Origin of the sequence: Microcystis sp. LE19-131.1A (assembly GCF_027532015.1) — a bacterium.
Classification (GTDB): Bacteria; Cyanobacteriota; Cyanobacteriia; order Cyanobacteriales; family Microcystaceae; genus Microcystis; species Microcystis ichthyoblabe_A.
Genome location: NZ_JAPZSS010000185.1, coordinates 20957 through 31659, shown reverse-complemented (window position 1 = coordinate 31659; position 10703 = coordinate 20957). Strand labels below are relative to the sequence as shown.

11 protein-coding genes and 2 pseudogenes are annotated in these 10703 nt (G+C 41.8%); 4 read left to right on the top strand and 9 right to left on the bottom strand.

Annotated elements, in window-relative coordinates; genetic code table 11:
* Positions 1-444 precede the first annotated feature (444 nt).
* From O9323_RS14385 to O9323_RS14370, 4 genes are read right to left on the bottom strand one after another with little or no spacing between them, the layout of a single operon-like run.
* Positions 445-1116 carry a class I SAM-dependent methyltransferase gene (locus O9323_RS14385; protein WP_130758508.1) on the bottom strand — a complete coding sequence of 224 codons (672 nt, stop codon included), beginning with the start codon at positions 1114-1116 and terminating at the stop codon, positions 445-447.
* Positions 1117-1165: 49 nt separating this feature from the next.
* Positions 1166-2212 (bottom strand): glycosyltransferase family 4 protein, encoded by a 1047-nt coding sequence (locus O9323_RS14380; RefSeq protein WP_130758507.1) that lies wholly within the window; start codon positions 2210-2212, stop codon positions 1166-1168.
* Between the two features lie 44 nt (positions 2213-2256).
* Complete coding sequence (locus O9323_RS14375; protein ID WP_149106414.1) at positions 2257-3204, bottom strand: glycosyltransferase family 2 protein; 948 nt, start codon at positions 3202-3204, stop codon at positions 2257-2259.
* A gap of 22 nt (positions 3205-3226) precedes the next feature.
* Positions 3227-4159 carry a class I SAM-dependent methyltransferase gene (locus O9323_RS14370; protein ID WP_130758505.1) on the bottom strand — a complete coding sequence of 311 codons (933 nt, stop codon included), beginning with the start codon at positions 4157-4159 and terminating at the stop codon, positions 3227-3229.
* Positions 4160-4834: 675 nt separating this feature from the next.
* On the opposite strand from O9323_RS14370, the pseudogene O9323_RS14365 reads away from it, so the two are divergent.
* The 3 genes and pseudogenes from O9323_RS14365 to O9323_RS14355 all read left to right on the top strand — a co-directional run.
* Positions 4835-4994: pseudogene (locus O9323_RS14365) on the top strand (IS1 family transposase); the annotation flags it as partial.
* A gap of 259 nt (positions 4995-5253) precedes the next feature.
* Positions 5254-5922 (top strand): lysophospholipid acyltransferase family protein, encoded by a 669-nt coding sequence (locus tag O9323_RS14360; RefSeq protein WP_002792013.1) that lies wholly within the window; start codon positions 5254-5256, stop codon positions 5920-5922.
* A 325-nt stretch (positions 5923-6247) separates the two neighbouring features.
* The gene (locus O9323_RS14355) at positions 6248-6526 is read left to right on the top strand and encodes a hypothetical protein (protein WP_288125321.1); all 279 of its coding nucleotides are present in this window, start codon (positions 6248-6250) and stop codon (positions 6524-6526) included.
* Here the strand turns inward: O9323_RS14355 and cbiB are convergent.
* From cbiB to O9323_RS14340, 3 genes are read right to left on the bottom strand one after another with little or no spacing between them, the layout of a single operon-like run.
* Complete coding sequence (gene cbiB / locus O9323_RS14350) at positions 6467-7447, bottom strand: adenosylcobinamide-phosphate synthase CbiB (protein ID WP_288125320.1); 981 nt, start codon at positions 7445-7447, stop codon at positions 6467-6469. The two genes, O9323_RS14355 and cbiB, sit on opposite strands and share 60 nt — an antisense overlap.
* Before the next feature lie 2 nt (positions 7448-7449).
* A complete protein-coding gene (locus O9323_RS14345; RefSeq protein ID WP_288125319.1) occupies positions 7450-7923 on the bottom strand; it encodes a GFA family protein in 474 nt (157 codons plus the stop codon).
* Positions 7871-8314, bottom strand: a complete 444-nt coding sequence (locus O9323_RS14340; protein ID WP_002738021.1) for an Rrf2 family transcriptional regulator — start codon at positions 8312-8314, stop codon at positions 7871-7873. Before O9323_RS14340 ends, O9323_RS14345 begins: the two co-directional genes overlap by 53 nt.
* 300 nt (positions 8315-8614) lie before the next feature.
* On the opposite strand from O9323_RS14340, the gene O9323_RS14335 reads away from it, so the two are divergent.
* Complete coding sequence (locus tag O9323_RS14335) at positions 8615-9004, top strand: AbrB family transcriptional regulator (protein WP_002737568.1); 390 nt, start codon at positions 8615-8617, stop codon at positions 9002-9004.
* 167 nt (positions 9005-9171) lie between these two features.
* Here the strand turns inward: O9323_RS14335 and O9323_RS14330 are convergent.
* Both O9323_RS14330 and O9323_RS14325 read right to left on the bottom strand, forming a co-directional pair.
* Positions 9172-9352: pseudogene (locus O9323_RS14330) on the bottom strand (transposase); the annotation flags it as partial.
* Between the two features lie 448 nt (positions 9353-9800).
* Positions 9801-10550, bottom strand: a complete 750-nt coding sequence (locus O9323_RS14325; protein WP_002754107.1) for an SIMPL domain-containing protein — start codon at positions 10548-10550, stop codon at positions 9801-9803.
* Positions 10551-10703 lie beyond the last annotated feature (153 nt).

The following is a 10703-nucleotide window of genomic DNA, read 5'->3' as shown; positions in this document are numbered from 1 at the left end:
AAATTTTCTCGATGTGAAAATAAAACAAATAAATCCGAACCGGACAAGAACTTCCACTTATCTTGACCGAAAACTGACCGAACAGAGATTTAATTGCTTGAGTAACTATCTCTGGGTCATTTTTGTAAAGGACAAGGGAGGCCGTAAGTTTCATAAGTATCTAAAGCTATCTTTTACTAAAAACAGTTCCAAGTTGATGATTTTGATTGACGCTTGCTAGTTTTACTTCTGGTAACTTAAGCAATTATAGTATTCTCTCATAGTCTTTTTGTCAAGTTTCAAGTATAGTTAAAATATTCCCAGTCATTTAAGATAATTTTTCTCAGAGATTTCTCCAAAGACGACAACGCTACTTTGGGATTACGGATAAAAAGAGAGTTGTATTTGCAGGAAATTAACATTTTATTCTCATCTCCAGTTGATTTTTTAGTGACAGTTATAGAACTACATTTTTTTTGCTATGATAACCTTCTGATCTTCAATTACATTGCGCGTCGAGTTTACTAGACGTATTTCAGCGTGAAAACCACAACTTTCTAACCGTTTAGTTATATCCAATCCGTAATTTCTGAAGGCAAGAACTCTTCCCTGTCCACGAATTTGATCGCCATGATACTCAGGTTCAAGTTGATGTATGATAGTCCCATCAGGCTGCAAGAAACATCTTTCAACTGTTTTCGGGTTATCTGATAAAGGCACGGTAAAAATAAAATATCCATCTTTTTTTAAGACTCTGTAAATTTCAGAAAAACCCTTGCTGTCATCAGGAACATGCTCAAAAACTTCGGTAGAAGTCACTAAATCAAAAGATTCGTCATTGAGAAAAAGATTTTGAACGTCTTGACAGACAACAGAGTTCTTCATCAACCCTAGAGGTACATCATCAAAGTATTCAGAAAAGTATAAATTTTTAAATTTACCCTTTAAGAATTTATACAAAGCTCCGCGAGAAGACAACTCGTAAACAGAGGTACTGGTTGAAAAGTTTAGAGATTCAATTGTCAAACCAACTGCTCTATGAATTTTAGTAGATCTACAGTTTAAACAACGAGTACCAAAATATCCTGGATGTATCCGCACCACCACAGAACCGCATAAATTACAAATCCCAATCATCTAAATAGAGCCTCCTTTTATTTTTATGTATGGTTATAGTTCATAATTTTTAATTAGCATCAATTAATTTTTTGTACTCGTCACAGTAATTGTAACACATACTTTCCAAAGAAAAAAGTTTTTCTGCTTTCAACTTAGCCAGGGAAACTTTGTCTTTAATTTCATCTAACATAAGTATTTTGTTGTTCAAGTCGTCTATATCATCAAGCTGAAAAAAAGTCACTTCATTTTCTCGAAAGATTTCCCTAAATGTCGGAATATCAGAACAGATAATCGGAATTTCTAAATTAGCTGCTTCCACTAGAGCTAAACCAAATCCTTCCGAGCGAGATGGAAAAACAAAAACGTCAATATTAATCGCGGTTTCCCAGGGATTTTCTCGATAGCCTGTAAAAACACATCTTTGGGCAACTCCTAGTTTTTCTGCCAAGACTTGCAATCGATTAATGTCTTGAGATGTTCCCCCTATTGCTATCAGATCGTACCGGGTATTTTTCTGTAATACTTGGATAATTTGCTCCACTCCTTTTCTTTTATTTAGGATAGAAACTGTACCTATTACAATTTTATCTCCAGTTTTTATATCACTCCCTTTGATTGTCTTTCTACTGTCATCCATTTTTTTTATTCCATTGTAAATTACAGTAGTATTTTTATAGCCAAGTCCTTGATAGTATCTTTCCATTGTCTGACTTATGCAAACTGCCAAATCTAATTTTCGGCAGGCTAGGTTCCATAAATTTCCCCATATATAACCTAGTAGAGAGCCTTTGTCGTATCTGAGTTCATCGACGTGATAGCCATGAATGGTTGTAATCTTTATGCCTTTAATCTTATGGTAATTAATGGCAAGGTACAGATCGGGTTTTAATCCGTGGGAGTGGACTATATCGTAATTTTTTAACTCCTGACAAAAACCATTGAAACTTATCTTTTGAACAGGAGCATTAAAGCTGAGGCATTTTTCTTGAGAATTAGTTTCACTAAAGTAGAATACCTTCACCTCATGCTCAGGATAAAAACTATTAGACAGCCACAAGGGTATTCTCGTTAAGCCACTATCTTTGAGACGAGGAATAATATAAGCGATTTTCATATATGGTATTTACTCCCAACTTTCATTATCCGTCTTCACTGCCATTATGCCAGATTATTTTTGACAAATGTAGTGATTCGCAGTTGTCGCTTAATATACCTCATCATTACTACTGCAAAAGAGAGTAATAATTCTAGTTTTGACAGCCTTAAAACTTCCTTTCTAGCTCTAAATTCTTCCCGCAATGCTAATTTTATATCTGAGGAGCGACCACCCAGTAAAAATTCAGCAGTGGCATAATCAAATTGTTTAGGTTTTGATAATTGAGTGAACCTGAGCCAAAGATGGTAATCCATAGCACATTTATAATTATTGTCAAACCCATTTACTTCTTCTATCAAAGCTCGTTCAGAAAAAACAGTTGGATGGGGAATCGTATTTACTATGTGAAGTAGTTTTTGACTAAATTTAGGGGGACAGAAACAACCCACTATCGTATCGTCTGTGTGACTTCTCAATAGTTGATTACCGAAACACCATCGCCAGCCTTCTGAATTATAAGATGAAACCACTGACGACAGGGTTGTGTCAGCAGCAAATTTATCCCCTGCGTGTAAGTGATTAATTAGAATTCCTGTTGCTAAACTTATCCCTTTATTCATAGCGTCAGAAATTCCTGCATCTGGTTCGCTTACCCAATAATCAATTACTTCCTCATACTTGCGTATAATATCAACTGTACCGTCCGTGGAACCTCCGTCTATGATGATATATTCCACGTTATCATAAGTCTGGCTAATGATACTCTGAATTGTCTGCTCTAAGTGCTTTTCTCCATTAAAAACTACCGTTATAATAGTAACCAAAGGAAATGTAATTTTTTCCGATAACTCACTTGTCTCCCCGTAGGAGTGCTTGAAATATTCCTTTGTTCTCAATCCTCCTTCTCCCTTACGTTCTGGATTTGGGGGAGATAATATTGGATATTGTAGGGGATCAGAAGTGAGCTTGCGAGTCGTGGAAAAGTTATGATTAGGATTAATTATTTTCATGGTTTTCTAGGGCGAGTAGTTTTCAAGCAATCATCCAGAAAGAACCGGGTAATCGATCTTCATTATAAGCATTGATATTCTCAAGAAACACACAATTCTTATAATGAGATACCATAGATAAGGATGCCAAAATTTTAAACTTTTTGTTAAATTGTAAAAAAGTTTCTAAAAAGTATTGCTCGTTCCAGTATCGTGATTCTTTGAGATTCCATTCGATGGGATAATCATAGGGAAAGAATATATCGTGAATATGAACTAAGACTCCTGTTTGTAAACGTGGATAAACTTGAAGAAATTCAAACTCCACATCACTACCAGACTTAAATACATGACTGGAATCAACGAACAGAATATCATTGGTTTGCAGGGATTCAAAAACAGACAAATCTACGGCTTCTACTTTCTGGATAAGCAAACTAAATTCTAGAAAATCTTTACTAATATTAGCAAAGTCTTTTAAAAAATCTTGAGGATAAGGCTCGATCGAGATCAGTTGTGATTTTTGGTAATTTTCTATAAAATTCATTCTTAAAGCTGCGGCGATAATCTTAGTGCTACCACCTGAGCCAATTTCAATTACCCGATTAGGTTTTTTTTCTCTGACCATAGCATAGAGGACTTCTGCATCACCACTAATGAGACCAGAACTATCTTCGGAATAACCAAACGCTGAAAAAATTTCTTTATTGTTAAATTCTAAAGCATATTTTTCTAGTAAATATTTAACCAGTTCAGTTTGCTTGTCTAGATGCCATTCAATTGAGCTAAGAGGCCTTTCCTTGCCCGCGTATGTCATAATTTCCTGACGGTTGGGTATCGGCTGATAAAAATGGTCAGTAATTAGGGTGTAGCCAATATTTCTTAAGAGGGGATTGAATATTTTTCTGGCCAGGGCAAATTTAATATTTTTTCTACCCTGCTCGGTTTGCATACGGTTAAGTAATTTTTTCAACATTGTCAAACTTTACACTACTAATATTTACTGTCATGTTTTGTCGTCAAAGCCAACTGGGAACTGGCATCCTTCATCAAAATGCTTTAATTTGGTTGCCTCCTATTAAATCTTGACAAAATACTGCTAAGTCAGCGTGTCACCGATAATGGGCAATTTAATTAACCGACCAGTTCAAGACTCGATTCAATAGGTATACTGGGTATATCCTACCCGATGATCAACTTTTTGTCAAGGTAATTAGTCAGTGCACAGCAATTCCAAATTCAGAATCTAGCAAATAATACGGAATATAAAACGCTTTTGCCCGGCACATCCCAATCCAACATCAAGAAGAATTAACGAGAGCCCTAGGGATGGCATCATCGAGCATAAAGTCTAGAAGGTATTGCCAGCCTTCAAACAACAGATACTTGGTCAGACAAACAACATCTTGAAAAAAGCCCCAGCGAGTCCCTCGTTGAAGCCGAGCCCGTTGATAGCGTTCATCAGTACTGAGTCCCATGTAGGGTGACGAGTAAGTTGCCATCCAAGGCGGCAAATAGCCTCAAATAGCCTTGGTCTCCCAGACCTTGATAAATCCATTTGAACAGGGGAAAAAGATGCTTTGCGGCTATTCCATCAAGGATGTTCCGCATCTGCTCTACTGTCGGGATATTGACCAAACCAAACAGACTTTCTGTCGGTCAAGAAACTGGTCAAACTAATCTATTGAAAGATTAAATAATACCTTTAGACAAAGGATTTCTCGGCTGGTGAGAGAGAGTCTATCTTTCTCTAAAAAAATGGAGAATCACCTTGGGGAACCCTTTGGTATTTGATCCATGACTACAATGCACAGCAAAGCAAAGGATTAAGCCGCCATCACTACTACCGAATCACCACCCCTTTTTTCAGTACCCAAGCAAAATCAATGACACATCTTGCTAATCCTTTTGCCGCTCTCAACCCTAGGTAGGTAATTATGCCAGTTAAGAAAGCGGCACGCTTAACCTTTCCCTAACCTATAAATTGCTATATATTTTAATTGTGTGAGGAGTGAGAAGAAAGCAAAGTCCTTGGGGTCGAAACACGGCAAGACTCCCAGGGGCTTTTCCATGTCTAGGGAACAATTGTCAGTCATGAACCAGCCTCAAGAGCGAGAACCTTTTGCCAGTTTAGTTTTATATCATCTCTTTAAATGGTCGATCGTTAGCCCCACCCTACACGGCTATTTTCGCGGTCGCGTTTACGGAGTGGAAAATGTCCCTCAGCGTCATCCTCTGATTATCGTCTGCAATCACGCCAGTTACTTCGATCCACCCCTATTATCCTGTGCCGTGCGTCGTCCCGTAGCTTATATGGCTAAAGAAGAATTATTTACCATCCCGATTTTAAAACAGGCGATCGCTCTTTACGGGGCCTATCCCGTCAAACGCAGCAGTGGTGATCGCGGGGCCATTCGGGCGGCGATGGGAGCATTAGCAGCGGGCTGGGCAGTGGGAGTGTTTCTGGAGGGAACCCGCACCGAGGACGGATTGATCCATCAACCAAAACTAGGCGCGGCGATGATTGCCGCTAAAGCGGGAGTTCCCCTGCTACCCGTCAGTTTGTGGGGGACAGAAAAGATTTTTCAAAAAGGTTCTTCTTTTCCCCATAGTATCCCCTTAACTATTCGCATCGGCGAAGTGCTGCCGCCACCGATTTCTAGCAAAAGAGAAGCTTTACAGGCAGTTACCGAGCGCTGTGCCGAAATTATTAACGGATTACACGCTCTCGGACGCTAAGGCGACCTTTTAAACGGGATTTAGTCAGCTAAGACCCATTTTAACCGCCTATCCCTAGATTAGCTAAATCTCCCCCAATCCCTTGACTGTTGCCCCTTGCAAGAGTGCAAGAGTGTCTCATCTCAACAAGCAATTTAAATACGCAGGCAGCTTCTTAGATTTCTTTCCCCGACACTTTCAAGTCGGGAATCTAGGCTAAAATTGGCATAACTCGACCATCGCCTCGATCATGTTCTTTTTTGTCCTCGGCTTCAATCTAGGCTTAACTTTATTTAATTGCTTTCTAGTCTGGAAATTGTGGCAATTGCGGCGGATTTTAGGGCGAGTGACCAAAATTTTAAACCGGGTGGAACGACGTTTACACCACATTTTTTACCCCGCCCCGGAATATATTGTCATCGCCGGGGCGAAAACCTATTATCTCCGACAAAACTATCAACGCCTCTGCGGACAGATACAGATACTGCAATCCCTATTCTTGACCTTCTCCCTGATTATCCGTTACTGGCAGCGTCAATCCCGTCAACGCCGTCGCCTCTGGTCGCTAAAATTGAGCAAAATCTCTAGCAATCAAGCAGCTAACAGCGATCGCCAACCAAAGTAATACACAGGTACGAGTTAAATGCAAAGCCTGTTCGACGGTTTTGACAGTAATCGGGTTGAGGTTATCGCCCAATAAAGGTTTTTCCACAATCTGGCCCCGATATTGATTTTTCCCCCCCAATTGCACCCCCAAAATCGCCCCATAGACGCATTCACTCCAACCGGAATTAGGACTAGGATCCCGACGGGCATCGCGCCAACAAATGCTTAAAACCCGCCCCGGCCGGCCCGAAATCAGGGCGAGAGTTAAGACCGTTAAACGACAGGGTAGCCATGTCAAAACATCCTCGCTTTTGGCACTAAACCAGCCAATATGGGTGTAGGGTGGCCGACGATAGCCAATCATCGAATCGAGGGTACTAGCGGCTTTATAAGCGCAAGCGAGGGGTACTAGTCCCACCCCCAGAAAGGCACCGAGAAGGGCATAAAAAAGCGGCGCGGTAACTCCATCCACACCATTTTCACTGACGGTTTCTAAGAGGGCGCGAAGGATTTCTTCCTGGCCGAGATTATCTGTGTCGCGACCAACGTATAAACTTAGTTGGCAACGAGCTAAGGTGATATTTTCCGCTTGTAAAGGTGCGATGACGGTTTCGGCAGCCCTGCGTAAACTTCTACCGGCTAAACAACTGGCCAAGAGAATCATTTGTACTAGGCAACTCAGCAGCAAATTGACCTGACCTAACCATTGGATTCCTAGCCAAGTTAAGACCCCGGCCAAGATAATTAAACCCAGTCCCAGAATTATGCCCCCTAAACGTTGGCAAATTTTTTCCTGCGTCCAATTAAGAATAACTTTTGTGGCCACGGCAATAATCGCCCCCATCACCTGCACCGGATGAATCCATCCCCAAGGATCGCCCACCAGATAATCTAAAACTGCCCCTAATACTAAAATGATCGCCGTTGCCGTTCCCTTCACAATTACTCCCTTTTCCCATCGATAGCCCGAATTTTCTCAATATTGTCTTCCCAGTTAGCCCCATCAAAGAACTGGATCTGAAAATCTTCCAAGACATTGCCATCCAAACAGCGCAGGTTTATATCTATAGCGTCAGGATGGGAGCGGGGACGATAGAAAGGATGAATACCACAAACACGACAAAAATAATGTTGGGCTGTGTGGGTATTAAATGTATAGGTACTTAAGAAATCTTCACCGCTTAGGAGGGTAAATTGTGCTGAAGGAACAATCAGATGCAGAAAACCTTTTTTCTGACAAATCGAACAATTACAGTCTAGAGCTTGATCATGCTCGATCGCCACTTGAAAACGGATCGCTCCACAGTGACAACCCCCCCCATAAATCTTTCCTTGAGTTGTTGCTGTCATAACTTCTAAACTACTAAACAATAAAGCTGGTTTCCTCTCCCCTAGCCGCGATCCAGCTACGCGCATCGTAGTATAAATCGGCTAAGGTAATCTTCCCCAGGGCCTCTTTTAATTTCTCGTGTAGGTGTTTCCAGATAGTAAATGTCACCCAATCTTCTGCCTGTTCGTCCCTGGGATGATAGCCTGATAATGGCTCGATCGTCTCTCCCACTGCCTCCAAAATTTGCCCCAACGAGATCCGATTTGCCGGCCTGGCCAATTGATAACCCCCTTGCGATCCCCGAAAGGAACGAACTAACCCCGCTCGTCGCATTTCTATCAGCAATTTCTCTAGATAAGCAGCCGGGATATCTTGACGCAGGGCGATCGATTTTACCGATACGGGAGTTCCCCTCGGTTGTAAACTAAGATCCAGCAAGGCTTTAACACTATAGTGACCCCTAGTTGTTAGCTTCATTATCCCTCATTTTTACCTCTTTATCTCTATCCTAGCCCCTGCTCTCATTGATGACAGAAAGGCTAACCTCCCTTACCCCGGCATCTCGATCAACATTGATAAATTCTGTTAAGATTTTGATCGAGAGATAGAGTCTAATCAATTACAATCAATTTCCCCAAGCAAGTGACAATTTTTAGTTTATACCGTGTAAGATAAGTGTAGAGATCAATCGTAACCCGATTGTTTCTGGTCAGGGGGAGCAATTCTCCTCGACTAGCCTTGATGACCCTAACCTTTACTTATCTACTGCAAACTTAAATGAACACAACTACTAATCCAGAACCCCTGACTGGCCTCGAACTAATTGAGAAAGTTAAACAGCTAGGCAACCTCAGCAAAGAGGAAAAAGCCCGGGAATGCGGCTACTATACCATGACAAAAAATGGTATTGAACGCGTTAATATGATGAAATTTCTCAATGCTTTAATCGATGCTGAGGGAATTGACTTAGATAGCAGTGCCAATGGTCATGGACGAGGTGGGCGCTCGGCCAGCTACCGGATCAGTGTCCAATCAAATAATAATCTCCTGATCGGTTCGGCCTACACCAAAAAAATGGGACTCAAACCAGGAGATGAATTTGAAATTACTTTGGGGAGAAAACATATTCATCTCAAGCAAGTTGGTGCCAGCGACGACGACGAATAGCCATAATTAAGGAGAGAGCCGTTTCACTCTCTCCTTGCTATGAGATAGGGGCTGCTGAAAAATTCGCTCCAGAAATCATGCTATTAAATGCCACTGATTTGTCGCCCAATTGATAAGTTTTGCTTAGGCAAAACAACTTTAAACATAATTTTTATTGAAGAGAAGGACTATTTTAGTTCATTTGTTCGCAAAAAAGCCAGAAAGACAAAAAAAGCCCAAAAAAACTGCCGAAGCAGTTGGGAAAGATTGACAACCAAAAAGATAATAGCAAGGACAGTTCCTGAAGTTTCAGGTAGTTTTGTCATGACCAGATTGAAACTAAAATCTTCTCTTAGCTTGTCCGGACTTTCTGGGAGCATCTCAGATGTGCAGAAATAACGACAATCAACAATGATCAGTCATCCTTAAATTAGTACAAATGTATGAACAACCGCATCTAAGTATCCCACTGCAAAAGCTAATCTGCGGCGGGATTGAGGAAAAAATCGCCATTAAGCGCGAATTTTAGAAGATAGTTTCCTTGGAAAAATCCCCACTGGGTAGATTGACAAAAATCAGATGCACCCCTAGGTAGGGTATGCTGAAAAAGTTTTTCCTGGTGGCAGGGTGTGGGGTGTGGGGTGTGGGGTTTTACCAGTTTTGAGGTGGCCAATTACCTAATTTTCAGGGAAAAAGTCCCGGAATTTTCCCCCTGATCACTCCCATGCCTGGTACTTTTTGATTGACAAAAAGTCTAAAAGTCTTACCCAACAAGGTTTTTAGATTTTTTCAGCAAACCCTAGGTAAAGGCTATAATTCACTCGATCCCGAACGTCACCGAAACCACTGCGGTAATATCTTTGTCGATCGAGGAAGTGTCGTAAATTCCCGAATCGCTCACGTCAGTGGAATTGCGCGAGGTGATCTGAAAAACTCCCGTTTTCGCATCGCGCACCCTTCCCACCCGACTGCCGGTACTACTAGCGATCGCCTCAGCCCTCGCTCTCGCATCTTTGGTCGCCGCCGCCACCATTTCCACCCGCAGCTTATCCAGTTGGGTGTAAAGATATTGGGGAGGTTCAGAGACGAGGTTAATTCCCTCCTCAATCAATTCCGTTACCTGCCTAGAAAGTTCCGTGTAACGGGCCACATCGCTCGCTCGGATCTCGAAGCGTTGGGTGAGACGATAGGCGAGAATTTGTCCGGTTTCCTGGCCGTTAACTGTTACTTCGGGAATCGCCATCGTCTCGATCGCGTTGGTGGTGATTGCGTCTTCGGGAACTTGTTTTTCTTTGAGATAAGCTCGTATCCGCTGGGTTTGCCGGATCAGATCGCGGTAGGCGTCTTGGGCGGTAGGTTGTTGACTGGAAACCGATAAACGCCAGAGAAGATAATCGGATGTAATCGCCCTTTTGGCCGAACCAGTGACGACAAAAACATCGCTCGCCCGTTTCACCGCCAAGAACGAGCGTGCCGCTATCCACGAACTCAAGACGAGAGCGATCGATAGCACTGATAAACCCGCGAACACCTGTGGGAAACGTCGAAATATAGAACTGTCTTTCATCATCCCCATCCTAGAAATCTGACGTTTCCATCCTATGCTAGTAGCGAGTGCCTTGAAATTATTATTTACAAAAATCAATGGAGGTCGCAATCTGACGGGATGCTTTCCCTTCCCCAAAAACTCCCTAGCGCTGACGGCGACAACGCCCGATAA

What these genes read in the sequence shown, in the direction of transcription:
- O9323_RS14375 (WP_149106414.1), bottom strand. Translation starts at nt 3,204, where the DNA reads ATGAAAATAATTAATCCTAATCATAACTTTTCCACGACTCGCAAGCTC.
- O9323_RS14340 (WP_002738021.1), bottom strand. Translation starts at nt 8,314, where the DNA reads ATGAAGCTAACAACTAGGGGTCACTATAGTGTTAAAGCCTTGCTGGAT.
- O9323_RS14380 (WP_130758507.1), bottom strand. Translation starts at nt 2,212, where the DNA reads ATGAAAATCGCTTATATTATTCCTCGTCTCAAAGATAGTGGCTTAACG.
- O9323_RS14335 (WP_002737568.1), top strand. Translation starts at nt 8,615, where the DNA reads ATGAACACAACTACTAATCCAGAACCCCTGACTGGCCTCGAACTAATT.
- O9323_RS14370 (WP_130758505.1), bottom strand. Translation starts at nt 4,159, where the DNA reads ATGTTGAAAAAATTACTTAACCGTATGCAAACCGAGCAGGGTAGAAAA.
- O9323_RS14385 (WP_130758508.1), bottom strand. Translation starts at nt 1,116, where the DNA reads ATGATTGGGATTTGTAATTTATGCGGTTCTGTGGTGGTGCGGATACAT.
- O9323_RS14345 (WP_288125319.1), bottom strand. Translation starts at nt 7,923, where the DNA reads ATGCGCGTAGCTGGATCGCGGCTAGGGGAGAGGAAACCAGCTTTATTG.
- O9323_RS14360 (WP_002792013.1), top strand. Translation starts at nt 5,254, where the DNA reads ATGTCTAGGGAACAATTGTCAGTCATGAACCAGCCTCAAGAGCGAGAA.
- O9323_RS14325 (WP_002754107.1), bottom strand. Translation starts at nt 10,550, where the DNA reads ATGAAAGACAGTTCTATATTTCGACGTTTCCCACAGGTGTTCGCGGGT.